The organism is Myxococcales bacterium, assembly GCA_016712525.1.
Taxonomy (GTDB): domain Bacteria; phylum Myxococcota_A; class Polyangia; order Polyangiales; family Polyangiaceae; genus JAAFHV01.
Window position 1 is genome coordinate 1,560,384 of sequence record JADJQX010000001.1, and the last position, 26,985, is coordinate 1,587,368.

The 26,985-nt window shown below is 70.5% G+C and carries 22 protein-coding genes; 10 read left to right on the forward strand and 12 right to left on the reverse strand.

Annotated elements, in window-relative coordinates; translation table 11 throughout:
- Positions 1-5 precede the first annotated feature (5 nt).
- The 10 genes from IPK71_06710 to IPK71_06755 form a co-directional block, all read right to left on the reverse strand.
- Positions 6-1,043 (reverse strand): hypothetical protein, encoded by a 1,038-nt coding sequence (locus IPK71_06710; GenBank protein MBK8213430.1) that lies wholly within the window; start codon positions 1,041-1,043, stop codon positions 6-8.
- Entirely contained in the window at positions 1,040-1,573 is a 534-nt protein-coding gene (locus tag IPK71_06715) for a YceI family protein (protein ID MBK8213431.1), read from the reverse strand. Before IPK71_06715 ends, IPK71_06710 begins: the two co-directional genes overlap by 4 nt.
- A gap of 511 nt (positions 1,574-2,084) precedes the next feature.
- On the reverse strand, positions 2,085-3,971 hold the full coding sequence (locus IPK71_06720; protein MBK8213432.1) for a PLP-dependent transferase: 1,887 nt from the start codon (positions 3,969-3,971) through the stop codon (positions 2,085-2,087).
- Positions 3,972-4,058: 87 nt separating this feature from the next.
- On the reverse strand, positions 4,059-4,772 hold the full coding sequence (locus IPK71_06725; protein ID MBK8213433.1) for a lamin tail domain-containing protein: 714 nt from the start codon (positions 4,770-4,772) through the stop codon (positions 4,059-4,061).
- 98 nt (positions 4,773-4,870) lie between these two features.
- Positions 4,871-5,608, reverse strand: coding sequence for a TlyA family RNA methyltransferase (locus IPK71_06730; protein MBK8213434.1), 738 nt, complete (start codon positions 5,606-5,608; stop codon positions 4,871-4,873).
- A 69-nt stretch (positions 5,609-5,677) separates the two neighbouring features.
- Complete coding sequence (locus IPK71_06735) at positions 5,678-6,559, reverse strand: ABC transporter substrate-binding protein (protein ID MBK8213435.1); 882 nt, start codon at positions 6,557-6,559, stop codon at positions 5,678-5,680.
- Complete coding sequence (locus tag IPK71_06740) at positions 6,556-7,914, reverse strand: sigma-54-dependent Fis family transcriptional regulator (protein ID MBK8213436.1); 1,359 nt, start codon at positions 7,912-7,914, stop codon at positions 6,556-6,558. Before IPK71_06740 ends, IPK71_06735 begins: the two co-directional genes overlap by 4 nt.
- A 19-nt stretch (positions 7,915-7,933) precedes the next feature.
- Positions 7,934-9,277, reverse strand: coding sequence for a HAMP domain-containing histidine kinase (locus IPK71_06745; GenBank protein ID MBK8213437.1), 1,344 nt, complete (start codon positions 9,275-9,277; stop codon positions 7,934-7,936).
- Between the two features lie 51 nt (positions 9,278-9,328).
- A complete protein-coding gene (locus IPK71_06750; protein MBK8213438.1) occupies positions 9,329-10,666 on the reverse strand; it encodes a trypsin-like serine protease in 1,338 nt (445 codons plus the stop codon).
- Between the two features lie 192 nt (positions 10,667-10,858).
- Positions 10,859-11,713: an ABC transporter substrate-binding protein gene (locus tag IPK71_06755; protein ID MBK8213439.1), complete on the reverse strand. Its 855-nt coding sequence runs from the start codon at positions 11,711-11,713 to the stop codon at positions 10,859-10,861.
- Between the two features lie 89 nt (positions 11,714-11,802).
- Between IPK71_06755 and IPK71_06760 the strand changes: the two genes are divergently transcribed.
- The 8 genes from IPK71_06760 to IPK71_06795 all read left to right on the forward strand — a co-directional run bounded on the left by IPK71_06760 (position 11,803) and on the right by IPK71_06795 (position 18,380).
- Positions 11,803-12,573 (forward strand): fumarylacetoacetate hydrolase family protein, encoded by a 771-nt coding sequence (locus IPK71_06760; protein MBK8213440.1) that lies wholly within the window; start codon positions 11,803-11,805, stop codon positions 12,571-12,573.
- Positions 12,570-13,424 (forward strand): SUMF1/EgtB/PvdO family nonheme iron enzyme, encoded by an 855-nt coding sequence (locus tag IPK71_06765; protein ID MBK8213441.1) that lies wholly within the window; start codon positions 12,570-12,572, stop codon positions 13,422-13,424. The genes IPK71_06760 and IPK71_06765 overlap by 4 nt, the downstream gene beginning before the upstream one ends.
- 99 nt (positions 13,425-13,523) lie before the next feature.
- The gene (locus IPK71_06770) at positions 13,524-14,387 is read left to right on the forward strand and encodes a hypothetical protein (protein ID MBK8213442.1); all 864 of its coding nucleotides are present in this window, start codon (positions 13,524-13,526) and stop codon (positions 14,385-14,387) included.
- A gap of 98 nt (positions 14,388-14,485) precedes the next feature.
- Complete coding sequence (locus IPK71_06775) at positions 14,486-15,346, forward strand: hypothetical protein (GenBank protein ID MBK8213443.1); 861 nt, start codon at positions 14,486-14,488, stop codon at positions 15,344-15,346.
- A 10-nt stretch (positions 15,347-15,356) separates the two neighbouring features.
- Positions 15,357-16,076 (forward strand): hypothetical protein, encoded by a 720-nt coding sequence (locus IPK71_06780; protein MBK8213444.1) that lies wholly within the window; start codon positions 15,357-15,359, stop codon positions 16,074-16,076.
- Between the two features lie 199 nt (positions 16,077-16,275).
- A complete protein-coding gene (locus tag IPK71_06785) occupies positions 16,276-17,100 on the forward strand; it encodes a trypsin-like serine protease (GenBank protein ID MBK8213445.1) in 825 nt (274 codons plus the stop codon).
- 53 nt (positions 17,101-17,153) lie between these two features.
- Positions 17,154-17,771 (forward strand): hypothetical protein, encoded by a 618-nt coding sequence (locus tag IPK71_06790; protein MBK8213446.1) that lies wholly within the window; start codon positions 17,154-17,156, stop codon positions 17,769-17,771.
- 144 nt (positions 17,772-17,915) lie between these two features.
- Positions 17,916-18,380 (forward strand): hypothetical protein, encoded by a 465-nt coding sequence (locus IPK71_06795; GenBank protein MBK8213447.1) that lies wholly within the window; start codon positions 17,916-17,918, stop codon positions 18,378-18,380.
- Here the strand turns inward: IPK71_06795 and IPK71_06800 are convergent.
- Complete coding sequence (locus IPK71_06800) at positions 18,367-19,362, reverse strand: MBL fold metallo-hydrolase (GenBank protein ID MBK8213448.1); 996 nt, start codon at positions 19,360-19,362, stop codon at positions 18,367-18,369. The genes IPK71_06795 and IPK71_06800 overlap by 14 nt on opposite strands.
- 65 nt (positions 19,363-19,427) lie before the next feature.
- Here IPK71_06800 and IPK71_06805 point away from each other — a divergent pair, with 65 nt between their 5' ends.
- Positions 19,428-20,363, forward strand: a complete 936-nt coding sequence (locus tag IPK71_06805) for a LysR family transcriptional regulator (GenBank protein MBK8213449.1) — start codon at positions 19,428-19,430, stop codon at positions 20,361-20,363.
- On the opposite strand, the gene IPK71_06810 is transcribed toward IPK71_06805, so the two are convergent.
- Positions 20,350-23,703 (reverse strand): hypothetical protein, encoded by a 3,354-nt coding sequence (locus tag IPK71_06810; GenBank protein MBK8213450.1) that lies wholly within the window; start codon positions 23,701-23,703, stop codon positions 20,350-20,352. The genes IPK71_06805 and IPK71_06810 overlap by 14 nt on opposite strands.
- Before the next feature lie 510 nt (positions 23,704-24,213).
- Here IPK71_06810 and ppc point away from each other — a divergent pair.
- Positions 24,214-26,979 carry a phosphoenolpyruvate carboxylase gene (gene ppc, locus IPK71_06815; GenBank protein MBK8213451.1) on the forward strand — a complete coding sequence of 922 codons (2,766 nt, stop codon included), beginning with the start codon at positions 24,214-24,216 and terminating at the stop codon, positions 26,977-26,979.
- Positions 26,980-26,985 lie beyond the last annotated feature (6 nt).

The following is a 26,985-nucleotide window of genomic DNA, read 5'->3' on the forward strand; positions in this document are numbered from 1 at the left end:
GCGTCTCAGGGCAGAAAGATGCGCCCGGGGGCGCCGTTCCGTCCCGCCTCGGTGTGGCAGGAGTTGCAGTCGCCGGTCGATTGCGGTGTGGACATGGCGCGTTCGCGCCCGTTCCGCACGACCTTGGCGCGAATGGGGAAGGTGATGCCAGGGACGTCGGACGAGAACGCGTAGAAGTTCCCGACCTCGTTCACGGGGAGATCGAACGTGCGCCCCGTGGCGTCGGTGAGGACGATGGTCGCGTCCCCCGGCGCGCCGTTGCAGAGATCCGGCTCTCGCACCGTGGGGTACACCGTCCCACCGATGCGATCCGGTGCGCGCACGCGCTCGCGGCGATCGTTCTCGCGCTGATGGCACGTGAGGCACGGGAGCCCGGGGTTCATGCGGGGGGACTTCTCGTTGCCCGAGGACCAACGCGTCCCGCTCGTGCAGACCGACACGATCGGCGCCTGCGTGGCCCCGTCGGCGCCGCCGTCGATAGCGCCGCACGCGCCTCGCGGGAGCCCCGCGCCGACCCACCCTTCGAGGACACCGACGTCCGCCTGGGGAGCGGGGCCGCTCGGAGGCATGGGGCGCGTCGCGCTTCGCATGCGCTCGATGGCGACGTCGACGACCTTGCGGCTCGCGTCGGACCTCGACGGCGCGACGAGGTCCTCGTAGGTGAGGAGCGTCATCGGGGCCGCGAGCGGGGTGGCGTGGCACGATCTGCAGCGCGCTGCGAGCACCGCGTCCACGTCGCACGGGAGCCCCGACGTCGGGTTCGCGCCCCCGCCCTCCGCGCCGGGCGTCGAGGGACCGCGGCCGTCTGCGCCGGCTTCGGAGCGCGAGACGTCGGACCGCGCACCGTCGTCGTCGGCGAGAGGACCTACGTAACACGCCGCGACGGACGCGAACGCGACGGACGCGAGGAGCCAAGAGCCAGCGACCGCGCCGGGCCTTGCGCGGAAGCGCGCCATCGCGGGGCGGTCCCCGTCGCGACGGTCGTGCCTCGTGGTCTCGGTGCCGCCGGGGATCTTCGGAAGGTGGGGGCGCGAAGGGCTCATCCGTCACTCACGCCGAGCTTGGCCTTCACGTCGACGTCGGGCTTCACGGTGACGCCCATGTAGCTCGGCACCTCGATGCCGAACGCCTTCATGTCGAGGTGCACGGTGCCTTCGACCGTGAGCCCCGGGCCGCCCTTCGCGGCGGTGTAGCCGAACGACACCGGGCGAGTCTGCCCGTGGATTTTCATGGTGCCCTGCGCGGTGCCGCTCCCCTCGCCGACCTTGAGCGCGCTCCGCGCCACGGTAAGCTCCGCGGTCGGGAACTTGTCGACCTCGAGGTACTTCTCCCGCATGTGTTTGTTGCGGAGGGCGATGCCCGTGTCGAGCCCCGCGAGCGGCACGGTGACCACGACGTTCGCGCCATCCTCCCTGACCGTGATCTGGCTCGTCGTGCCCACGATCTTGAGGCCGGCAGGGCCCGTCGCGGTGAACTCGACCGAGCCCCCCGAGCCCGAGAGCTTGGCGTGAGCGGAACCTACGAGCCCGAGAGAGACGACGGAAGCGAGGAAGAAGGACGTACGACGTTTCATGCATCACCTGCGGGAAGAAGCGACACCGCGTCCACGTGGACGCAGGGAGCGAGTGGCTCGCGGCGCATCTTCCTCACGGGGTGCCCTTCACTCCACAAACCGCCCCTGACGAGAATCCCGTCGTAACGCGTAAGTGGTTGAAATGACCGCGATAGTTCGAGTCTTGCCGTCGCTCTTCGTGCCGCTCCGACGTGAGTGGGCGCCCATGCGCGAGGTCGCGACACGCTCGGGACCTTCGGCGATCTCGCGCTCGACACCACGACGACGAGCCTCGGGTTCCTCCTCTTGGGCGATCCGACGCTCCGCATGGACCCGGTGAGCCTCCTTCGGCCGTGTCGGCGCGCTGCGTACGTCCCCGGAGGGGCCGCTTACGCAAGGTGGCCGCCCCGCGCCGCGCTCGCGAGGTCGTCATGGACGGCTACCGCCGCTACGGCCGCGACGAGACCGACGCGCGATCGCTCGTATGCGGTCGGGCCACGGCTCCGAGCTCGCGTCACCCGGTGTCGTCGCTTCAGCGCGCGGGGCCGTATTTCAGGTCGAAGAAGGCCTCCATGGCGCGCACGAGCGCGTCGAGGTCGGCCCCTTCGGAGACCGAGATGCGGCAGATCTGCACGTTGTCCTTCTTTTGGGCGGCCTTCGTCTCGGCCGAGAGCGACCCTTGGGTCGACTCTTGCGGGTTGATCACATACACGTAATCGGGCCTGTGCTCGCCGGCGTACTGGCCGTAGCTCACGCGGTTCTTCACGAGCGTGGGCGCCGTCGTGAGCAGGTGCTCCACGAACTCGTCGACCAGGTCGGGCGCGGTGGTGGGCGCGGGCGGCAGGTAGAACGAGAGGAGCCCCGTGGCGAGGCCCTGGGCCATGCCCTCTTCGCTCACGTGGTAGAGCGTGACGCTCTTGCCGCGGGCCGTGATGGCGCGCTCGATGCGCCCGGCGAGATCGCGGGTCTTCTCGGCGACGCGGGCGAGGCGCGGGCGGAGGCCCGAGAGGCCTCCGAGCGCCGCGGCGAGCTGCGCGGGCCTCGCGAGGGTGTCCATGTCCTCGCCGTAGGTGCGCGCGCGGCGCATGATGGAGAGGGCCATGGGCTCGTCGGCCGAGAACGCGACGCCGAGGGTGGCCTTGCCGCGCGTGAAATACTTGGACCCGCTCTTCACGCAGAGGAAGGGCCACCCTTGCGCGAAGGGCTGCGAAAATAGGGGGTAGAGCGGCGCGAGCGTGGTGTCGACGAGCACCGGGATGGTCACCCCGTGCGCGTCGCGGTAGGCGCGGAGCGCGGCCATGAGCGTGTCGAAGTCGTGGAGCTGGAGCTCGGGGTTCGTGGGCATCTCGAGGAAGAGGCACGCCGCCTTTCCGCCGAGCGACGGCAGCGCGCGCACCACACGCTCGACCAAGGTCACCGTGCGGCCTTCGGCGTCGCGGTCGAGCACCGGCAGCGGCGCGGGGCGAATGGCGCTCGTGCGCGGCAAAATGTCGCCGAGGAGCTGGCCCGTGCCGCCGTAGCCGTTCTGCGCGTAGAAGATCGTGACCTCTCCGACCTCTTCGGCCACGGCCTCGAACACCGCGGCTTCGGCCGCGAGCCCCGTGCAGAAGTAGAGCGCGTCGCGCACCTCGGGGAAGAGGCTTCGAAGGAGCGCGTCGCACTCGGCGGGCGTCGTGCTGGGGAGGTCGACGGGTGCCGAGAGCCCGGCCACGCGCCGGAGCTCGACGAGCGCGCTCGACGCGAGGAGAGAGCCCGCGGTGCGCTTTCGCAGCACCCGAATGGCGGCGACGTCGATGCGCGAGGAGCGCACGAGCAGCACGCCGCCCTCGAACACCGAGTAGCACACGGCGTCGACCTCGAGGGTCATGAGGTCGGGGGTGTACCCACCTTCGGCTACGTACACCGTGAGGGTACCCTCGGGTCCTGCGGGAATGGGCCCGCGGTGCCCCTCGTGGAGCGTCGCGCCCTTCTCGCGCAGGCGCGCCTTGCGGCCCTCGGAGAGCGGCAGCGTGCCTTCGGCGAAGACACGCACGGGGCCCGCGGCCGCGTCGATCACGGTGAGGTACGGCTTGGTGCGCGAGGCGAACGAGACCACGTGCGAAGCGCCGCTCTCGGCCGCGACCCACATCTCGAAGAGCGTCGAGAGGGGCTGACCGAGGCGCGCGTAGTCGTACGGGAGACCGCACGAGGCGAGGAGCTCGCGGACTTGTTCGGGCGCTTCGACCTTCTCGGCGAGGAGGCGCTCGGCGACCGCGTAGAAGCGCTCGGCGAAGGTGGCCTCGTCGTGGAAGCGCGTAAGGTCGTACGTGGTGGCCTGCACGTCCCAGTCATCGGGGAGGGCGCCGGGCGTGCCCAGGAGGCGAGGCAGCACCTCGCGAAGCACCGAAATACGGGGGGACGGAGTCGTGCGGGTGCTCATCGTGTGTGCCTCGGCCGAAGGGGGTGAGCCGCCCTTTTCGCGCGTACGGGCGCCCAAATCAAGGGGCGCCGCGCTTGGCCTTCGCGGTCACGGGCAGTGGTTCTGGGTGTTTCCCGGGGTGCCCTTCTGGGCCCCCGTTCCGAACGAGAGCGTCGCGAGGCACCAGTTGCCAGGAGTGTCGTTCGCCGTCGCGTTTCGGGCCGACTGCTTTACCTGCATGGTGACCCCTTTTCCGAAAGGCCACGTCGACGTGAAGTCGACACGATCGACGACGACCCCGTTGCACGTGAGGATGGCGGAGTCTCCGGTGTTCGCGAGCACGAACCCGTTGCCGTACTCGAACGTCACGCCCGAGAGGCCTCCGTTCGCGGCGGCCGAGGCCGAGCGCCCGAGCACGATGGCGCTCTTCGCCGGGACGACCACGTCGCGATCGATCTCGCGATCGTCTTTGGGGCTGCTCTCGTCGGACAGGCGGCACTGGCCGAGGCCGAGCGGGGTGTCGGTCGTGTTGTAGAGCTCGACCCACTCGCCGAATTCGTCGCTCACGCCGTCGGGGTTGATCATCATTTCGGTGAAGACGACCTCTCCCGCGCCAGGCCGCCGCAGCCCTTGGGTCGACGCCTCGCCGCCGCTCTCGGGGGCCGATGCGTCACGAGGCACCGTGCCGGTCGGCGTCGGGGCCGCGTCGTCCGTGGTGGCGTCGGCCGGATCTTCGGTCGTGCTCGCGCTCCCCGTCGCACACGCGGCGGTTACGGCGAGGCCCACGAGGGAGAGAGCAGCGCAAAAAAGGCGATGTGTCATGGAAGAGCTTCCCAGAGGTGCGGCGAAACGAACGAAGCGCCCCGCGATCGTCGAGGATACGTCGTGCGCTCGGGGAAAATGCCTTGGGGACTTCGGACTTATCCCCTCTTGGCCCACACGAAGGCCTCGAGGTTGCCCTTCGGGCCGCGGATGACGCAGTCGCACGTGCCCAAGATGGTGAAGCCCGCGGCGGCCACGTCGGCGACGGCGCTCGCGATGGCCTTGGCGCGCACCTCGGGATCGCGCACGACGCCGCGCCCCTTCGAGGCCTCTTCGCGGCCGACCTCGAACTGGGGCTTCACGAGGGCCACGAGCTCGCCGCCCTCGCGGGTGTTGCGGACGATCCCTTCGACGAGCTTGCCGAGCCCGATGAACGACGCGTCGACGACCGTGAGATCCGCCGCGCCGCCGATCGTCTCGGGCGAGAGGGTCTTCGCGTTGGTCCGCTCGAGCACGAGGACGCGCGGGTCGTCGCGGAGCTTCTGGGCGAGCTGGCCGTAGCCTACGTCGACCGCGGCCACGCTCGTCGCGCCGCGCTGAAGGAGGCAGTCGGTGAACCCTCCCGTCGACGCGCCGAGGTCGAGGCACCGCTTGCCCGTGACGTCGATCGCGAAGGTGTCGAGCGCGCCCTCGAGCTTGAGGCCGCCGCGCGAGACGTACTTGTGGTCGGTGCCCTTCACCGCCACGTCGGCCTCTTCTTTGACGAGCGCGCCCGCCTTGTCGACGCGTTGGCCGTCGACCGTGACCACACCGGCCATGAGCAGGGCTTGCGCGCGCGTCCGCGACTCGGCGAGCCCTCGCGAAACCAGCAGCTGATCGATGCGAACCTTGGCCACGACGCTCGTATACACCGCCTTCGACGAGCGCTCGCGCTCCTTCGGTGAGGCGCCGAATATCGAATGAAATCAACCAGGTGGGAGGCCGTCGGGGCCGTGCACGAGGCGCGCGAGGGCCGAGACGCCGCGCGCGAACGAGGGGCCAGGACGCGTGACGTCCATCGTGGTGACCTTGAGCACGCGCCCCGTGGTCACCGCGCGAACGCGCCTCCATCCAGCCGTGCGAAAGTACGACGGGTCGTCGGCGTCCATGCCCATGCCGACCGAGGCGTCGAGCACGTCGTCGGGGTCCCACGCGAGCACACGCTCGACGTCGATCGTGGGGTAGTGCTCGTTCGACGCGCACGCGTTCTCGATCCCGGCGAGCGTGAGCATCTCGTCCGCGAAGCTGCCTCGCCCCGCGACCACGAGCGGCGCGCGCCCGTAGACGAGGAGGGCACGACGCTTGGGCTTCTTCGCGACCACGTTGCGCACGGCCGCGAGCTCGGCCTCGATGCCCGAGACGAGCGCCGCCGCCTCTCGCTCGTGGCCCGTGCGTTCGCCGAGGCCTCGCAGGAGCGACACGATTTGGTCTTTCGACTCGGTCTCGGGGAAGTACGTGCGAACGCCACGCGCCTCGAGCGTGCCTACGATCGCCGCGCCGCCGGGGCCTCGAATGCCCACGACGAGATCGGGGCGGAGCGAGAGGATGGTCTCGATGCTCGGGTCGGTGAAGCCGCCCACCGAGGGGAGCGCGCGCGCCTCGGGAGGTGTGTCGCAGAAGCGCGATCGCCCCACGGTGATGCCGCCGGCGCCGATGGCGAAGAGCGCCTCGGTCGTGGCCGGCCCGAGCGAGACGACGCGGGTCGCTGTCCGCGAAGCCTGCGCGTCCCCCTCTTCGGGCGCTCGTGTCGTGCGGCACGCGGCGACCGAAGCGAGCCCGAGAGCGAACGCGCGGCGCGAGAGTTTCATCGCTCCAAGAGACCGTACTTCCTCAGTTTTTCGACCAAGGACGGGCGCGAGATGCCGAGGCGGCGGGCGGTCTCGCTCTGGTTCCGGCTGCACGTGTCGTACTCGGCCTCGATGAGGCCACGCTCGAAGGCCTCGACGCGCGCGCGGAGCGGCAGGCCCGGCCCCGGATCGACGGACGACGAACGCGACGCGGGCGCCACCGGCTCGGCGACCGAACGGTAGAGCGCGAGGGTGAGCCGGTCGTCCGGCGCGAGGGCGAGCAGACGTGCCACCGTGTTCTCGAGCTCGCGCACGTTGCCCGGCCAGGTGTGCGCCTGGAACGCCTCGACGAGCTGCGGCTCGACCTCGACGCGGCCCATGCCGTAGCGCTCGGCGTACGACGCGGCGAACGCGTGGGTGAGGGGCGCGATGTCCTCGACGCGATCGCGGAGCGGCGGAATGCGCACGGGCACCACGGCGAGGCGGTAGTAGAGGTCCTCGCGGAAGCGCCCGGCGCGGGACTCGGCGGCGAGGTCTTTGTTGGTCGCGGCGACCAGGCGAACATCGACGATCTCCGGGCGCCCGCCTACGGGCTGCACCTCGCCCGACTGGAGCGCGCGGAGCACCTTGGCCTGGATCGCGAGCGGGAGATCGCCGATCTCGTCGATGAAGAGCGTGCCATTGTGGGCGTCTTGGAAATAGCCCCTCCGCGCGGCTTGGGCGCCCGTGAACGCGCCCTTCACGTGGCCGAACAGCTCGCTCTCGGCGAGCTCCCCGGGGATGGCAGCGGCGTTGAACCGCACGAACGGCTTGTCGGCGCGGCGCGAGTGCGCGTGCAGCGCGGCGGCGAGCACGTCTTTCCCGGTCCCGCTCTCGCCGGTGAGGAGCACGGTCACGTCTTTCGTGGCGACGCGGGCCACCACGTCGAGCACGCGGCGAAGCGCGGGGCTCTCGGCCACGAAGGGGCGTCCGAGGCGAGCCGCCGTTCGCAGTCGCGCGTTCTCGAGCCGGAGGGCGTGGGTCTCGATGCCGCGCCGTATGGCAAGCACGATCTCTTCGGGGTCGAATGGCTTCGGGAGGTACTCGAACGCGCCGGCCTTCATGGCCGCGACGGCCACGCGCTCCGAGCCATGGGCCGTGAGGATGAGCACGGGCACGGCCGGATCGACCGCGCGCACACCCTCGAGCACGGCCATCCCGTCGACCTCGGGCATCGCGAGATCGGTGAGCACCACGTCGGCTCCGCGGGCCTCGAACGCCTCGAGCCCCTCGCGCCCACCCGGGCACGTCTCGACCTCGAGGCCCGCGTCGGACAGCACGGCGTCCAACGTGAAGCGGATCGAGGGGTCGTCGTCGATGACGAGCACACGCGGCATGGATAAGGCTCCTACCACGTCACGCCCCTTTTTTCGGCTCGGCGTGGGCGGGGTTCGGCAGGTGCACGAGCTTCGTCGAGAGGCGCGGCTCGCGCGGGAGCGTGAACGTGACGGTCGTACCCCGACCCACATGGCTCTCGATCGTGAACGTCCCTCCGTGCTGCTCGACGAGGCCCCGCGCGACCGCGACCCCGAGCCCCGAGCCCCCGGCGCGCGTGGTGAAGTACGGCTTGTCGAGGCGCGCGAGCACGGTCTCGCTCATGCCTTCGCCGCGATCGATGACCTTGATGGTGACCTCGCCGTCCGCGGCCGCGGAGGTCTCGATCGTGACACAGGCCTTCGGCGGCGAAGCTTGCAGCGCGTTGATGACGAGGTTCAGCATGGCCTGCCGAATCTTGCGGCCGTCGGCTTGGACGGTGACGGCCTCGGAGCCGACGACCTCGATGCGCTGCTCGTGCTCTTGCGTGCGCGTCTCGAGGAGGAGCGCGATCTCCTTGCCGACCGCAGCGGGCGCGACCGTGGACACTTTGAGGTCGTCGAGCCCGCGCGAGAACGACAAGAACCCCTCGACGATCGACTGGAGGCGCGTGGCCTCGGACTCGATCAAGGCGAGGCGCTCGGCGACCTTCGGGTCGGCCGCGGTGCGCGCCATGTGCGCCGAAAGCCCCTTGATGGCCGAGAGTGGGTTCTTGACCTCGTGAGCGAGGCGCGCGGCGATTCCCTCGAGGGCACGTGAACGGTCCTCGTTCTCGGCGCAGATCTCCTCACGGCGCTCGGCCAGCTCGATGACCATGCGCTCGTGCACCTGCGAGAGGCGCCCTCCCACCCTGTAGGCGGCGAGGCACGCGCTGCCCACCGACACGAGCGCGAGGAAGATGTAAGGTACACCGACCTGGCCGTCGTGGCCCACGAGCGGAGCAGGGAGCGGGAGCCACGGCGACATCGTGAGTGCCCCGGTGGCGACGAGCCCGGTGACGAACGCCACGAGCAGGGTCTTTCGGTGACGGGCGTGCATGGCCCCGAGCGCAGCGCCTGCGACGAGGGGCACTCCGGCCGCCAAGATCGGGCTCGCGAGGCCCCCGGTGTTGGCGAGCGACACGAAGTAGCCGAGGGTGCCCATGACCGCGCGCCCGTGTTTGTGGGACCGCAAGAACACCCAGGGCACGATCCCGAACACGATCTGCACGACGAAGTGCACGAGCGTGGCGCGCCCCCACGCCATGACCCCCAGCACGAGCGCGTTGAACCCGACCATGTAGATCAGGTTCATGCGGCTCGCCGCGCGCGTCGGCGTGAAGAACGCGTACGCGCGAAGCGCATCGAGGCGCTCGCGCGTAGGGGCCGTGTCGGACGAGTCGTTCACCGAAGAGGTGGATGCCGCCCGAGACCCGAGGATCGCGTTCGGCGGTTTCGCTCAGCGTGCCGCGCGGCGGCGCCGTGCGACCGCGAGGCCGACGAGCGCGCCGATGAAGCCGAGGCCACGCCAGGGGACGGGCTTGGTCGGGTCGGGGGCGGCCGAGCAACCGCTGGTCGTCGTGGTGGTCGTGGTTGCGCCGCCCGCGCCCGGGCCGGGAGCCCCGGGGTCGGGCGTGGACCCGCTCGGGGTCGGGGTAGGCGAGCTAGGCTTGTAACAGCCCTTGTTCTTGCACTCGAAGCCCGACGGGCAGGGCGTCGAGTTGCTGCAGTCTTGGGTGCAGACGAGGGCGCCGTCGTCGGGGTGATTGCGGCACTTTCGCGACTCGCAGTCGACCGTGCGGGCGCACTCTTCGCCGAGCTTCTTGCCCTCGGTGGGCGTCGACGTGGGCGGCGGCTTCGGCGGCGCGGCGACCGGGGTCGTCCAGCTCGGCTCGGGGTAGAGCGTGAAGTTCGACGACGCGTTGCGCGCACCCTCGACGATGAAATCGCGCCACGAGTCGGCGCGGGTGATCGCGCTCCCCTCGCAGTTGCCGTTGTTCTCGCTCGTGCGCACGACGACGCCGAGGACGATGGGCGTGCCCGTGAGCGACGCCTGGTCCATGGCGCCCGAGCCCGAGTCGCCCGGGCACACGCCGTCGCCGCCGACGAGCTCCTTCGGGGGGAAGCTCGTGGGGCACGACTCACGGTAGTTGTTGTTGGGGGAGCCGGGGATGCACAGCACGGGGACGTCGGGGCGGAACCTGCGCGTGCCCGAGTCTCCGCCGAAGAACGACGTGACGCCGTAGCCGATGGCCTGGATGGTGGCGCCGTAGCGCGAGCGATCCCAGATTTCCGACTGGACCGCCGGCGTGGCCACCGTGCCCTCGGAGGCCATGTCCGAGAGGACGAGCAGCGCGATGTCGGCGTTGCAGGTCTCGTTGGTGGTCGGGCGCAGGATGCGGCTCACGCCGTGCCAGCCGATCGTGCTCTGGCCCTGCATTTGATAGTGCGTCGTGACGAAGAGCTGGTTCGTCGCGATCTTCTGGGCGCCGAACTTCTGGCCGGTGCACTCGACCTGGTCGGGCGAGTCGTCGACGCAGTGGCGAGCCGTGAGCACGAGGTTCGGCGTGATGAGCGTGCCCGAGCAGGATCCACGGCAATTTCCGCGGCCTCCGAAGCAGAGCCCCACGTTGAACCGGTACTTGTTGCTCGAGTCGACCGAGCCCCCCTGGATGCCTTGAGTGACCTTGCCGACCGAAGCGCCGTCGTCGTCGGAGACCTGGGGCGTGGCGCACGCCGCAAAAGCCAGGGCGGCGAGGACGATCGTGCCGGTCATAAGCAGGGGGCGCGTAATCATTCGATCTCCTTGGGGAAAGGCTCGCGAGGGGCCCGCGTCGCCATGGAGCATACGGGGTCGATTCGCATACGCAAGATTGGACGCACGTCTTCCCCCTCCGCATTCACCCAACATTTCCGGAAGGTCCGAACAGGTCCTCTCCGGAGGCTCGCGTGCCGCACGCGCGTTCAGCGATGACGCACACGGACACGATCAATCGGCGACCTCGACCATCGGCTCGCGCTCGAGGAGGCCCGCGGCGTGGGCCCTTCGGAAGAGCTCGACGAGGCCGCGACGGGTGTCGTCCGCGAGCGCGAGTGTGTCGGCGTTGGCGTACATGGCCAGGTAGCGATCGAGCAGGGCGCGGTCGAGCGCGACGTCGCCGCGCGTCTCGCGGTCGAGCAGGGCGTCCATCATGCGCTCGCGGTGCTCGAGGGCCCACGCGATCGAGGTGCGGCAGAGGCGCGCCACCTTGGCCACGGTCTCGGGGCCGAGCCCTCGACGGATCGCGTTCACGCCCAACGCGAGCGGCAATCCTCCGGTGAGCTCGGCGAAGCCCTGGCCCACGTCGGCCACGAGAGAGAAGCCCTCGCGTTCGTACGTGAGACGACCCTCATGGATGAGCAGCGCCGCGTCGACCTTGCCCTCGCGGAGGGCGTCGAACGTGAGCGAGTAGGGAGAGATGGGCACGACCACGGGCTCGAAGCGCGGCAAAAGCAGCTTCAACACCATGGCCGCCGTGGTGCCGTGACCCGGGATGCCGATGCGCTTTCCCTCGAAGTCGGCGAGCGTGCCTCCGGTGCGCGAGACGACGACCGGGCCGTACCCGCGGCCGACCGACGCGCCGCTGCCGAGCAGGAGGTAGGTGTGGGTGAGCCTCGCATACGTCGCCGCGCTGATCGCGATCACGTCGACCTCGCCCTTCGCCGCGAGGGTGTTCAGCGTCTCGGTGTCGGCGCGCTCGTGCCGGAACGTGAGGCCCTCGGTGTCGATGTCGCCCCGGAGGAGCGGGAGGAACATGAAGATGTCGTCGCTGTCGGGCGAGAAGGCGAGGCTTAGCGGTTCCACGCGGCCCTCCTTAGGGCGGACGCAGGCTCGTGCCAAGCTTCCGGCCGAAGGCGAGCGCCGAGCCCCCGACTTTGGTAGAGCGTTCTCTCATGCGCATCGCCGTGCTCGACAAGGGTGAGGGGCCCGCTTACTTCCGCCTCGACGACGACTCTTCGGCAACGCCGTTCACGGCGCCACCCTACGCGGGGGGCGTACCCGACGAGCGCGCGCCCAAGGTGTCGTTCACCCCGTCCGACCTCCGCGCCCCGGTGCGGCCGACCAAGGTGTTGTGTGTAGGGCGCAACTATGCGGCCCACGCGAAAGAGCTCGGCAACGAGGTGCCGAAGGAGCCGCTGCTCTTCTTGAAGCCCCCGACGGCCGTGATCGGGCCCGAGGGAACCGTGCGGCTCCCCCCCGAGAGCGAGCGCGTGGAGCACGAGGTCGAGCTCGCCGTCGTCGTGGGTAAACGAGCGACGCGGGTCTCTCGCGAGGAGGCCCTGGCCCACGTGCTCGGGTACACCGTCGCGTGCGACGTGACGGCGCGCGATCTGCAACGAAAAGACGTGCAGTTTACACGTGCCAAGGGCTTCGACACGTTCTGCCCCGTCGGCCCGTGGATCGAGACCGAGCTCCACACGGGCGATCTGGCGATCTCGTGCACCGTCTCGGGCTCGCGCCGCCAAGATGGCCGCACGCGCGACATGGTGTTCGACGTGCCCACGCTCGTGTCGGCCATGAGCCACGCGATGACCCTCGAGCCCGGGGATTTGCTGCTCACGGGCACGCCGGAGGGGGTCGGGCCGCTCGTCGACGGCGATCGTCTCGAGGTGGCGATCGAGGGGATCGGGGCGCTCACGGTGCGCGTCGAAAAGCTCGCGTGAGGCGAGCCGGGGTCGTCGCCGTGAGCGTCGGCCTCGTCGGGATCGTGTTGGCGCTCGTCACCTATGTCGTGCGGCGCCCGACCGACGAGATCGCGTGCGGAGCCGGCTTTTCTCGCCGCGGCGTGAGGTGCTGCGTCTCGCCCGCCGGGGCGTGTGGGGAGGCTGCGGTGTGCCCTCGCCCGCTCGTTCGTGCGGCTTCCGGGGCCTCGTGTGTCGCGCCGCGCGCCCGGGTCCTCGTGCCCGAGACGACCGTGCTCGTCGGCCCTTCGGACTGGGAGGCCGAGGGGCGTGTGCGGCCTCGAACCGTGCATGTTGCATCGTTCGAGCTCGACGCCTTCGAGGCCCAGGTCTACGACGTCTCGTGTCCGACGTGTCCTCGCCCCGACGCTTCGGCCATGGCCTCCGGTGACCTCGCCCGGGCGGCTTCGGGCCTGTCGCTCGACGCCGCGAGGGCCTACTGTCGCTCGCGCGGCGGACGGCTCCCCACGGACGACGAGTGGCTCGTGGCGGCCGCGGGACCCAAGCCGAGGCGTTACCCTTGGGGAGACACCGGAGCCGTGTGCCGGCGTGGCGCGTGGGGGCGGGTCTCGGGGCCGTGTGCACACGAAGCGGCGGCGGGGCCCGACACGGTGGGCGCACACCCCGACGGCGACACGGACCTCGGCCTGCACGACATGGCCGGAAATGTGGCCGAATGGACCGAAGTGGGGGGCGCGGGCCAAGGTCGGCTCCGTGGCGGAAGTTACGCGACGTCGCTCGCGACCGAGCTCCGAACGTGGGCGTACCGCGACGTCGATGGCTCATCACGCGCCGACGCGGGCGTGCGGTGCGCGTACGACGTCCCGAGGTGAAACGCCTCGTCGGCTCGCGATGCCGTCGGCAGCCGAACGTCGAAAATCGCAGGGCCGCCGAGTGCCGCCAGGCGCCGCGTCGTGTATCGTCGTTGGATCATGGCGCGTTTCGTCCGTGGTGGTCTGGCGGGTGTGGTCTCCGTCGCCTGGCTCGTGGCGTGCTCGGGCGCGTTCTCCGCGGCGTCCCTCGACGGGGGCACGACCGAGCCGCGTGACGCCGAGGCCGAGCCTCGCGACACTTCGATCCTCGAGACGAGCACGCCCGATGCCGCGCCGAACGACGCCGGTGCCGACGTGGTCGCGGACGCGCGCCGCCCATCCCCGTGCGTCGGACAGCGGCTCTTCTGTGACGACTTCGAGGACACGACCAAGAAGGTGGGCGCGCGCTGGGACACCGTGCGCGAAGAGGTCGGCACGTTCGATCTCGATCCGACCGAGGTCGTCTCGGGGGAGCGCGCGCTCCGGTTGCGCCTCGCCCCAGGCTCGGGGACGCGCTCGTCCGACCTCGCGAAGGCCATCGACCTCCCCTCTCCGAACGTGCGTGTCACGTTCGATCTCTCGTTGGACTTGGCACAAGACATCACCTCCCAGCTCCTGGAGCTCCTGTTCGTGGAGCCGCAGCCTTACCCGTCCGGCGTGAATTTCCAGGCTTTCGAGATCATCGTCGGGGGCCCCGGTCCCAGGCTCGAGGCCTACCGATCTTTCACGGACGGTGGAGACTCGGTCGACTCCGTCCCCGTGACGCTCGCCTCGCGTCGGTACGTCCGCGGCGTGATGGAGCTTCGGCACGCGCAGGCCAATCTGAGCGCCCAGCTCTCGCTCGACGGTCAGGTCGTCGGCACTCGGACCTTCGCGACGCCGGCGCCCACGCGTGTGCTCCTGCGGATCGGTGCGCCCTACACGCGATCCGTGACGACGCCGGGCACCGTCCGCTTCGACGACGTGTTCGTCGAGGCCCTCTGAATCCGAACCTGAGTCCGAGCGGGACATGGCTCGAGACGCCCAAGGTAGGGGGAGGTGCGAGGTGCGGCAGCCTCGTCGCGATCTGCTACCGTCTCAACGTGGTGCTCCTCGTCCGAAGACTCGGTGCGATCGTGCTCGGCCTCGGGCTCTTGGGGGGCGCTGCGTGCTCGGGGGCGTTCGGCGTCGCGCCATCGCCGGACGCAGGGAGCGCGCCATCGCCGGACGCGATCGCCGCGATTTCGCCTCCCGGCGACGCGGCTTCGGAAGATGCCGCGTCGCCCCCCGACGCCGGCTCAAGAGACGCGGCCGTGCCCTCGCCATGCTCGAGTCAGCACCTCTTTTGTGACGATTTCGAGGGCAACGGTGAGCCCTCGGCACGATGGGAGGCCGTGCGAACGGGGGCCGGCTCCTTCGACTACGACACGACCACCTTCGTGTCGGGCGCTCGGTCCCTACGCCTCCGCATGACGGCGGGCTCCGGCGAGCGATCGTCCGACCTTCGCAAGGTGATAGCGCTCCCCGGGCCGAACGCGCGCGTGACGTTTCACCTGCGAGTCGACCTCCCCTCGAGTGGCTCGTTCAAAGAGATCTCGAACCTCTTCGTCGAGCCCGAGCCGTACCCCGCGGGAGTGGGATTCCAGACGTTCGCCGTCGCCATTTACGACACGGGCCCGCACTACGAGACCTTCCGCTCGTTCCAGGACGGGGGCTCGTCCTTCGGGGCGACGCCGATCCCGGGGGCCCAACAAGGCCGGTTCGTGCGCGGCGAGATCGACCTTCGTCACTCCGGAGGCACGCTCACGTCCGTTCTCCGCGCCGACGGCACGATCGTGGCGACGGGCTCGATGGTCACGCCACAGCCGAACCGCATCGTCCTTCGCATCGGTGTTCCGTACTCGTTCAACGCCGAGATCGAGCCCGTCGTTCGGTTCGACGACGTCTTCGTCGAGGCGCTGTGAGACCGCGCCCATGAAGCTCGTCTGCCCCTCTTGTGGAAGCACCATCGCCGGTGCCGACATCGATCTCGGACGTGGGATTGGCGTATGCCGCTCGTGCTCCGAGCTCGTGCCGATCCCGAACGTCGCGGCCCCGCTGGTGACAGCGTTCCAGCCGCAGGCGCTCGAGCTCCCCACGAGCCTCGAGGAGCGCCGCCTCTACAAACCCGAATCGCTCTCGATGGTGGAGCAGAGCGACGGTGAGACCTACCGGGCGACGCTGCCCCCGCGCCGCCTGCGCGCGCTCCCGATGCTCGGCTTCGCCCTCATGTGGAATACGTTCATGGCGGTCTGGTACGGGATCGCGCTCTCGCAAGGCGTGTGGCTCATGGCCGTCTTCGGGCTCTTGCACCTCGGTGTGGGGCTCAGCGTCGGGTATGGGGCGCTCGTCGGGCTCCTCAACACGCGCCGCTTCGTGATCGAGAATGGAGTCGTGTCGTATCGGAGCGGCCCCATCCCCGCGCGCGGCAACGTCGAGGTCCCCGTCGACGCCATCGACGGGTTCGCCGTTCACACGAAGGCCACGTCCAAGAGCACCTCGTTCTGCGTCGCCATGAACCTCGCCGACGGGCGCATGCACGAGCTCGACGTCGGCGCCGACGATCGACCCGCCGCCGAGTACGCCGCCGCGTGTTTCCAAGATGCCCTACGGAACGCCAAGCGCATGAAGGGCGACGGACCGTACCGCGCGTGAAGCTTCGTGTGAGGTCGTTGGCTGCATGTCGCTCCGGGGCGAGCCCGAAGGGGGTTGCGTGACGCTTCGAGCGCCCCCATCGGTTCACGATCGGGGGTGCACGTGTGAACGCCGGGTCTCGTGCATCGGCGCACGGGGTCCGTATTCCTCGGGAAATGGCGCACACGGTGGTTGGCCCGCAGGTTGCTCTTGCTCGAGCATGCGCTTCGTCGTCCTCGCCTGTGCCCTCGCCTCGCTCGGTTCGTTCGCCTGTCTCCCGGGCCCGGGCCCCTTCTACGACGACGACGTGATTGACGACGACGCGCGGCCGATCGACTCGTCCCGGCCTGCGCCGACCGCACCCCCCTCGTCCACCACGCCTCGCCCCACTCCGACGACTCCACCGACGTCCACCCCGCCGGCGACGCCCGTGCCGACCGGCTCGCATCCCGAGGTGGTCACCGTGTTCATCTCCGACCCGATCGGAAACCGTTGGTTTTGCACGGGCACGCTCGTGTCCTCGACCGAGGTCGTGACGGCCGCGCACTGTCTCGACCCGGCGCCCAAGGTCTCGTTCTCGATCGTCGGCTCGCATCTTCAGGGCAAGCCGCGGTACGCGGGGCTCTCGGCGCGTGCGTTCGGCGGATCCTACGAGGCCGTCGAGAACCCCGACATCGGCATCATCACGCTCGCGACGCCCGTCGTGCTCCCGCGGTACGCCGAGCTGGTCGACGCCACGGCCGACGTCGACGCGGGCGGCGTTTCGGCGATGGCCCTCGTGCGCACCGCCGAAAAACCCGACGCGCCCTTCGCGTTCACCCCCGAGCTGCCCGTCACGTCGACCGTGGAGCTCGGGTACCTGAGCGGCTTCGGCACGCCCATGTTCTCCAAAGGTGGCGACTCGGGGGCCGGCCTCTTCTTGGTCGAAAATGGCGCTGTGACCCACAAGCTCGTCGCCGTCGCGCGGCAGCCCGAGCCCTCGCGGAGCCTCGATCACTTCACCCGCATCGACGCCGCGTTCCTCGCGTTTCGCGCCGAAAAGTAGCCCATCGTCGCGCGGCTCTTTCCCTTCGAGCGCGGAGGCGCAAGCATGGCGAGGTGCGTCTCTCGGTGGCCTCGATCGCGCTCGGGATCTTCGCGTGCTCGCGAGAGGCGGCGCCGATCGAGCCCGAGCGTGCCGACACCATCACGGCCGGCGAGCTCGTGGCATCGCCCTCGCTCGAGGGGAAGAAGGTGAAGGTCGTCGTCCTCGTGGGGAGCGCGTCGCCCCCGCGTGCGCTCGTGGTCGGGCACCCGATGCTCTTGCTGGTCGACGGGGCCGTAGCCGCCGAACGCGCACGCCCGCGCTCGGGCTACGCGCGCTCGGTCGTGACGGGCAGGGTCGAAGGGAGAGGGACCGCCGCACGGCTCGTGGTCGACACCGTGACGCCGTGGGCGAGCGCGGTCCGCGACGTGGGCCTCGCGCAGGTCGCAGCGAGCCCCCGCGCCTTCGACGAGACACGGGTGCGCGTGGAGGGTGAGCTCGTTCGTGGCGAGGAGCGCTCGTCGATCGGCGACGTGTGGGTCTCGGGGTGTCCGGTGCTCGAGCGCGAAGGCCAAGCGCGCGTGAGGATCGAAGGATGGCTCTTCACGCACCCCCACGGAGGCGACGGCTTCGGGCACACGGGCGCCTACCGGGCCTACCTGCAGAGCGAACGATGCGAGCGCATTCCGTGAACGTCGTTGTATAACTGTATGAAATGATTGCGTTTGATGTCGCCTCTGGTTTCGTGTCTTGGCCGGCGGGCACCGCGGGCACGGTCTCGGCCCAGATCACCTGCCCGTGAGGGAAGTCGGTCGCCGGGGCCCGTACGTTCGGGCATGAAGCTCTCGCCGTTCGTCGCCCCGGTCCTCGCGCTCGCCCTCTGTCACTGCGCGGGCTTCCAGCTCCCGCAGGCCCCCGCCCAGCCGGGCGCGGCGTCGCTCACCGAGGGTACGGCCGCCGCACCCACCGAGGGCGCCAAGGCCCCCGAGGCAGGTGCACCGGGCGCACCGGGCGCCAAGGCCCCCGAGGCCGCGAAACCCAGCGTCCCGACCATGGTCGAGATTCGTTCGGAGTGCTCGAAGACCGTCGATGTCTTCTTGGGCGAGAAGCCCAAGTTCGGCTCCGGCACCAAGACGCAGGTCTCGGGCAACTCGACGAGCACCCGTGGCCGCAAGGCCGATGGCACGCTCACCGTGTGGCTCATCGACGACAAAGAGAACGGCATCGCGAGCGTGAACGTGACGCCGGAGACGAAGCGCGTGGTCATCGGCTCGTCGTGCAAGGACATCACCGCGCGCTGACCGGCCCGGGAGCTCCGGCGACCTTCGTGTCCTTCGGCCCGAGCGGCTGATGCCCGAGGCGCACCTCGATCTCCGGGTGCGCCCGGGCGAACGTCTCGAGCCGCGCGAGGCTCTCGGCGCTCTTCGCGCGATCGGAAGAGAACTCTCCGGGCTCGACGCCGTTCTCCCACCCGAAGCGCGTGTGGCAGGCGTCGCCCACGAGGAGCACGGGGCCCTTCGTCGTGCGGGCGAGGTAGGCGGTGCTGCCCGAGGAGTGCCCGGGCACGTGGAGCGCGAAGAACGACCGATCTCCGAAGACGTCGACGACGCCGTCGAACGCGCCGTCCGGGTCGGTGGTCATGCGAAGCTCTCCGACGGCCTTTTTCCCCTCGAACGCGCGATCCGTCGACCCTTGCACGAAGAGGTTCGTGAACGACCGCTCCGAGAGCTCGCCCGGTCCCGTATACACGGGGACGTCGTTCGGCACGTCTCGCATGCCACCGACGTGATCGAGGTGCGCGTGCGTGAGGAAAACCCCCGCGAGATGCACGTTCTTCTCCTCGAGGTACTGCCCGAGCGGTGACGTGAACCGCATCTTCTCGAGGCCGATCTGGGAGCGGACGAGCCACCCCATCGCGCTCGCCGACGGATCGTCGCGGAGCGCCTTCTCGAAGCCCGTGTCGACCAGCCAGACCCCCTTTCGCGGGTGGCGGACGACGTGGAAGTAGACCTCGATGGCCTCGTCGCCTTTGGTGAGGCCCGCGGCCTTCGCCTTCGGGTGCTCGAGGTTCAGGAGGCCCTCCCGTGGGACCGCCCACGCGGCGGACGTGACGGTCTCGACCTCGAGCGGCCCGGGCGTCGCGAGGGCCGAGACCACGTCCCTCGTGCGCGAAGGGACGCCGGCCGCGTTCGGGGCCCGCGGGTGGGAGGAGACCGCGCAGCCTTGGGAGGCGGCGGCGAGGAGGAGCGTGGCGAGGGCGAGGAGGGAGTGCGTCGTGCTCATGCCCTGGATGTACCCATGCCAAACGCGGCAAAAAAGTGACCATAGTGGTATGAACCCATTCGAAAATGGATGCCTCTTGGGACGACGTTCGCCTCTTCCTCGCGGTCGCGGAGACGGGGAGCCTCGGGAAAGCCGCGCGATCGCTCGGCCTCGCGCAGCCGACGGTGAGCCGCAGAGTGGCCGAGCTCGAGGCCTCTCTTGGCTACAGGCTCTTTCGGCGAGGGGCACGCGGGGTCACGCTCACGGCGCGGGCTTCGCGCTGGCTCGAGCCGGCGAAGCGCATGGCGGAGTGGGCCGTGGAGCTCGCGAGGGCCGCCGACGACCCGAAGGGGGGCCCGCGTGGGGTCGTGCGCGTGACGGCGGCGCCCGGGGTCGCCGTGGACTTCCTCGCGCCGTTTGCGGCCCACGTGAAGAAGAAGCACCCCGACGTCGTCCTCGAGGTGCTCTCGAACGTGAGCCTGCTCGATCTCGCGCGGGGCGAGGCCGATCTCGCGTTGAGGCCGACGTCGCGCACGAAGGGGGAGCTCGTGCAGCTCGCCGTCCTCGAGCAGCCCGTCGCCTTCTTCGCGTCGCCCGAGTATGCAGCCTCGCTCCGGCCCGGGTACGGCTACGCCGACGTCGCGTTCGTCGCGTGGGCTCCGCCCTTCGAGTCCCTCGCGCCGAACCCGGAGCTCACCGCGCTCGTGCCGGGGTTCTTGCCCTCGTTTACGTCGGACAGCTTCCTCGTGCAGCTCGCCGCGGCCGAGGCGGGGCTCGGCGCCATCCCGCTCGCCCTCTCGGGGCACAGGTTCTCACGCCCGCGTGGGCTCGTACCCCTCGCGTTGAGCCTCGGCCCTCATGCCCGCTCACGGACCTCGCTCGTCGCGTCGAAGAGTGCGCTCGCGCTGCCTCGTGTGCGGCTCGTTGCGGATCTCTTGCGCGTCGAATTCGAGCACGCGAAGAAGCTCGCGTCGAAGGCCACGCGCGCGCTCGAGCGAGGCGCGCAGGTCACGGCGGGATGACGAAATGCGCCGGGCCCGCGACCATGGGCGACGGGTCGGCGCGGTACGTGTCGAGGCGCGCCCTCCGCGCGGCGGACCATCCGTCCTTGGGCGCGGAGGCGGCCACGAGCGCCGCGAGCCCGAGCCTTCGAACGCGTGGATCCGCGTGTTTTCCCAGGCGATCGTCGAGGAGCGAGGCGTGCACCGAGCCACGGACGGCCGCGAGCGCCGCCTCCATCACCTCGAAGTAGAGGAGATCGCGCGCCGCGAGATCGACGATCGCCTTGGCGAGATCGTCCCAGTCCCAGAGGCGCGCGCCGAGCGTGACGTAGAGAGGCAGCGCGTGGGCGTCGCCGCGGAGGTGCTCGAGGACCCCGCTCGCGACCGCCCGAATCGTGGACGAGGTGTAGGGCCCGAGCCGCTGGGCGAGCGCGTTCGCCAAGGTCTGAAGGCGCCTCCGACGTGGGAGGAGCGCGGCGATCGCCGAGACCACGGCGTCGATCTCCTGCGGGCTCATGCGCGCGATCACCGCGTTCAGCGCGAACGTGGCCTCGACCTCGTCTTTCGTCCCGAGGTGGGCGAGCAGGCGCCCGAACAGCGTGCGATCTCCGTCCCGTAGCGGGAGGCCCGCCGCCCGCCGCAAGAGCTCGAGCCGCGCCTCGGGCTCGGGTCGCGCGAGCACCGACGCGAGCAGCCTCGTGACCTTGACCTCCGCCACGTCGGAGAGCCTGCCGAGGGGGACGTCGGCGAGCTTGCCTGCGACCACCCAATCCGGATCGGCCGCCGCCCGCTCGAAGATCGCCCAGACCGGCCCCTCCTCGAGGTGGTCCCAGAGCGCGCGGAGCAGCGCGATGCGGACGTCCCGGTGGGTATCGGGTCGATCGAGCGCGACCAGGGCCTCGAGGGCGTCGTGGCCTCCGAGCTCGCCGAGCAAGCGCACCACCTCTTTCGCGACGGTGACCTTCTTCGTCGGTGTGGCCCTCAGCGTCGCCAGCACGTCGGGGCGACCCATCTCCGAAAAAGCCTTTCGAAGCGCATAGATAGCCCACCTCGCGCGGTCGTCTCCGAGGGCCTCGACGAGCGCCGAGACGGCCTCGCGTCCGTCGAGCCAGGGGAGCCCGCGAATGGCCATCTCACGGACGGGCGGTCTCGGATCGGAGGCGAAGCGGATCGCCGCGTCGGCGCTCGCGAAGGGGAGCACCACGAGACGATCGAGCGCGAAGCGGAGCGTGGGCACGTCCCTCTCGGGATCGTCGAGGAGCCTCGTGAGGGCCTCGGCGTACCGGGCGTTCTGAGCCTCGGTCCACGTCGCCGCGCCGCGCTCGAGATCGACGACGAGGTGCGTGCGGCCGGTCGCGAAGCGTCCTTCGGTGGGAGCGTCGGCGAGCGCGAGGTCGAGGAGGTCTTGGCGGTGGGTGGCGATGTGCTTCGCCACCGAAGGGAGCAGCAAGAAGCTCCTGTCGGTCGTGACGAGCTCGGTCGCCAAGGCGCGAAAACGTGGGCGATCGCGCCTCTCTAGGAGATCGAGCGCGGACGCCGCGACGCCGACGAACGGCAGATCTCGCGCGAGCCTCTCGAGCGCCTCGAGGAGCGGAGGTACGGCGACGAGGCGGCCCTCGAGGCTCACGGCGAGGCTCACGATGGCGTACGCGCGCTCCTTGGTGGACCAGGCCGCCACGAGCTTTTCGATCGCGGGCGACAGCGCCGTGGCCTCGGGCTCCGTGAGGGTCGCGCCGAGGCCCCACGTGGAGACCGCACCACGCACGGCGAAGAGCCGGGCGAGCGTCCGTGCCCCGAAGTCCCCGTCGAGACGGAAGAGCCGCACGACGAGGCGCTCGATCGCCGCGGCGGTCTGCGCGGACAGGTCGGCTGCGTCGAGCGCATCCCCGATGGCGACGCCGAGGTCCGGGAGGTGCTCGGCCGAGAACCTGCCGAGGGCGACCCGCCCGAGCGCCTCGAACGCGGCTCTACGTACGGGATCTTGTTCGAATTTTCGTGCCTTGAGGGCGGCGAGGGCCGCGGGCATCGCGGTCGTGTCGTGGTCGAGCGTGGCGAGGAGGATCCCGAGGGCGCGCGCTCGCTCTTCGCCCTCGGGGTGACCAAGGAAGGGCGCGAGCACGGTCGACGCTTCGGCGAAGGTGAGGAGCCCCGCGTAAGGCAAACGGCGCTGCGGGTCCGACGCGAGCACCTTGACCTCGGTCAGGTGACGTCGCGCTTCGCGCTCGCGGAGGTCGCGCGGGAGGGCGGCGAGCACGGGGAGGCCGATGGTGCCGTCGGAGGCCTGCGCGGCGACGCGGAAACGCTCGAACGCGCGCTCGCGGACGGCCGACTCCTCGGGCGACGTGGTCGCGACGTAGCGGAAGAGGAACCCACCCCATCCGCCGCGCCCGCCGGTGAGGAACGCGCCGAGCACGGCCTTGCGATCGTCGTCCGCGAGCTTCAGGAACCAGCGTGGACCGCGCTTCTGGTCGGGGAGCGTCGAGGGGGCGTGACGTACGAGGTACGCGAGCCGCTCGGCGCCGAGGCGCCGTGCCACCTTGCCGAACGAGACGACGCCGAAGGCCCCGGGCGGGTGCATGGGCCGCGCGCTCTCGTGGCGAGCGCGGAGGAGATCGAACGCTTCGCGTGGCCGGTACCGCACGAGCTCACGAAGGGTCCCGGCGACGACGGAGGGCTCCTCGCCGAGCGCGAAGAGCCTCGACACGAGCGGGATCGCTGCGTCGGGGGAGAGGCGCGCGAGGCGCTCGAGCCGGCTCGCCATGCGGTACCGGAGGCGCGGATCGACCGCTTCTTTTCCACGGAGCGCGTCGTCGAACCAGGCCGCGACGAGCGCGGAATGACGGGCCGCGAGCCGGGTCCACGCGGTGTCTCCTCCTCGCTGATCCAGCAAGGGGAGGCGCTTCGCGACGAGCTCGGCCGAAGCGAAGGGCACGAGGTCGACGAGGGCAGGCTCGGCGCCGGCCTGGGTCGCGTCGTGAAGGAACGTGTCGACGGGGCCGAGGCGACCCTTGCGCACGAGGTGCGCGATGGTGCGACGAAGAGCTCGGGTCCCTACGATGGCGCCGAGCCCCCGCGCGACGTCCGGATCTCGGGTGAGCGCGAGCATCTTCGCGGCCTTGCGACGAACGGTGCGCGATGGGTCGGAGAGCGCGCCCACGACGACCGCGCCATCCCGTGTGGCGAACGCGGTGTGGAGCCCGAGCAGGCGCTCGTACGGCGAGGGGCTCGCGAGGAGCTCGGCGATGGTCGCCTGCGCGGAGAGGTCTCCGCCATGTGCCGCACGCCCGAGCTCGACGGCCCTCCGCGTTCGGTCTCGGTGGTGGAGCTTCGCGACGTCGTCGAGGAAGGGGCCCTTCGCCATGGCGAGAGACTAAAGGCGTGGCCGATGAACGGCCATCGCGGATCGTCGCGGAGACGCTGAGGCACGGGCGAGAGGGTGGGGGCCATGCGGGGGCACGGGCATACGGGGAGCGGCACGGGCACGGGCACGGGCACGGGCACGGGCACGGGGGAGAGAGGGCATGGGCCATGCGGGGGCGCGGGCATGCGGGAGCGGGCACGGGCACGGGCACGGGCACGGGCACGGGGGAGAGAGGGCATGGGCCATGCGGGGGCGCGGGCATGCGGGAGCGGGAGCGGGCACGGGCACGGGCACGGGCACGGGGGAGAGAGGGCATGTGCAACGCGGGGACGCGGGCATGCGGGAGCGGGAGCGGGCACGGGCACGGGCACGGGGGAGAGAGGGCATGTGCAAGGCGGGGGCGCGGGCGCGGGCGCGGGCGCGGGCGCGGGCACGGGCACGGGAGAGAAGACGTCGGTGAACGTCCTTGCGGAAACGTGGGCGACACGCGTCCGTGATACGAGCGGGGACATGCCATCTTCGAGCGCCCCCGAGCCCGTCGACAAAGACCTCGCCGTCCGCGAGGACATCCGCTTGCTCGGCCGTTTGCTCGGGGACACCGTGAGGGCCTCCGACGGCGACGCCGTGTTCGACGCGATCGAGCGCGTGAGGCAGCTCTCGATCCGCTTCGCGACGAGCGCCGACCCCGAGGCGCAGCGCGCGGCGCGGACCGAGCTCGAGGCCCTCCTCGACGGCCTCCCGCGCGACGACGCGATGATCGTGCTCCGCGCGTTCGCCTTCTTTCTTCAGCTCGCCAATATCGCCGAGGATCAGCACGTCGTGCGGCGTCGTCGCGCGCACGAGGAGCGCGGGTCGGCACCCCGTGAGGGCACGCTCGCCCACGCGTTCGAGAGGCTCGCGGCGAGGGGGGTAACGGCCCAGGAGATCCAGCGATGCCTCGGGTCGGCGTTCGTGTCGCCGGTGCTCACCGCGCACCCCACCGAGGTCTCGCGAAAGTCGGTCTTGGCGCGGCAGGACACGATCGCCAAGCTCCTCGACGATCGGGATCGCATTCGCCTCACTCCCGGCGAGCTCGCCGAACAAGAGGCCGTCATGCGCCGGGAGATCTTGGCCCTCTGGCTCACACGCACCGTTCGCGTCGAGCGCCTCGGTCCGCTCGACGAGGTCGCCGGTGGCATCGGCTACTACACGAAGACCTTCTTCTCGGAGCTCCCGAGGCTCTACGCCGAGCTCGAGGACATGCTCACCGAGCGCTTCGGCGTGACGGAGCGCCCTCCGAGCTTCTTTCGGATCGGCTCGTGGATGGGCGGAGATCGTGACGGGAACCCGTTCGTCACGGCCCCCGTGCTGCGAGAGACCTTGCGGCGTCAGTCGTCGGCCGCGCTCGCCCACTACATGAACGAGGTGCACACGCTCGGCGGCGAGCTGTCGCTCTCGGGCCTCTTCGTCGCGTCGACCCCGGCGCTCTCGGCGCTCGCGGAGCGCTCCCCCGACACCTCGGCGCAGCGCCGTGACGAGCCGTTTAGGCGAGCGATTACGGGTATTTATGCGCGCCTCGCGGCGACGTCGGCGGTGCTCGACCGGGAGGAGCCCATGCGGCGCGCGGTGGGCCGGGCCGAACCCTACGCGACGCCCGAGGAGCTCGGCGCCGACCTTCGTACGATCGAGGAGGCGCTGCCCGCCGGGCTCTCGCGAGGTCGCCTTCGAGGCCTCTCGCGCGCGGTCGACGTGTTCGGATTCCACCTGGCGAAGCTCGATCTCCGTCAATGCTCCGACGTGCACGAGCGCACCGTGGCCGAGCTCTTCGCGCGGGCGGGCGTGCACACGAGCTACCTCTCCCTCGACGAAGAAGGGCGTGTCGCGCTCCTCGTGTCGGAGCTCGCGTCGCCGCGCCTCCTTCACTCGCCGTACGCCGACTACACCGACGAGACGCGCGGCGAGCTCGAGATCTTCTTCGCGGCCCGGGAGCTCCGGTCGACGTACGGCGCCGAGGCGATCTCGCACGCCATCATCTCGAAGACGAACGACGCGTCGGACGTGCTCGAGGTGGCGCTGCTCTTGAAGGAGTCCGGTCTCTTTCGGCCTGGAGAGCGCCCCTCGTCGGATCTCGACGTGGTCCCGCTCTTCGAGACGATCGACGACCTTCGCCGCGCGAGCGAGGTCATGGGCCGGCTCTTCGCGTTGCCCCTGTGGCGGGCCGTCGTGGCCTCGCGGGGCGACAGACACGAGGTGATGCTCGGGTACTCCGACAGCAACAAAGATGGCGGCTTCCTCACGTCGGGGTGGGAGCTCTACCGGGCGGAGCTCGCCCTCGTCCGGACCTTCGCCGCGCACGGCGTCACGCTGCGCCTCTTTCACGGCCGTGGTGGGAGCGTGGGCCGAGGCGGTGGCCCGAGCTACCAGGCGGTGCTCGCGCAGCCCCCGGGTGCCGTCGGCGGTCAGATCCGCATCACGGAGCAAGGCGAGGTCATCGCGTCGAAGTACGCGAGCCCCGACGTCGGTCGAAGGAACCTCGAGATCCTCGCGGCGGCCACGCTCGAGGCCTCGCTCCTCGACGACCCGGTCGACCCCGCGACGGTGGACGCGCGCCACGCCGTGATGGACGAGCTCTCGCGCGTCGCCTTTCGCGCCTACCGCGCCCTCGTCTACGAGACGCCGGGCTTCGACGTGTACTTCCGCGAGTCCACGCCCGTGTCGGAGATCGCGACGCTCAACATCGGCTCGCGGCCGGCCTCGCGAAAGCCCTCGCAGCGCATCGAGGATCTGCGCGCGATCCCCTGGGTGTTCTCGTGGGCGCAGTGCCGCGTGATGCTGCCGGGGTGGTACGGCTTCGGCTCGGCCGTCACGGGCTTCCTCGCCTCGCGCCCGGAGGGGCTCGCCACGCTGCGCGCGATGTACGAGACGTGGCCGTTCTTCCGCATGCTGCTCTCGAACATGGACATGGTGCTCGCGAAGACCGATCTCCGAATCGCCTCGCGGTACGCCGAGCTCGTGTCGGACACCCGCCTGCGCGAGACCATCTTCGGTGCGATCTCCGAGGAGCACGCGCGCACGAAGGAGGCCGTGCTCGCGATCGAGGGCCGCGACGAGCTGCTCGCCGACAACCCGCTCTTGCGACGCTCGATCAAGAACAGGTTTCCGTACATGGACCCCCTGAACCACCTCCAGATCGAGCTCTTGCGCCGTCAGCGCGGAGGAGAGACCGACGCGCGGCTCGCGCGAGGCATCCACATCACGATCAACGGGATCGCCGCGGGCCTACGAAACTCGGGGTGACGGGCC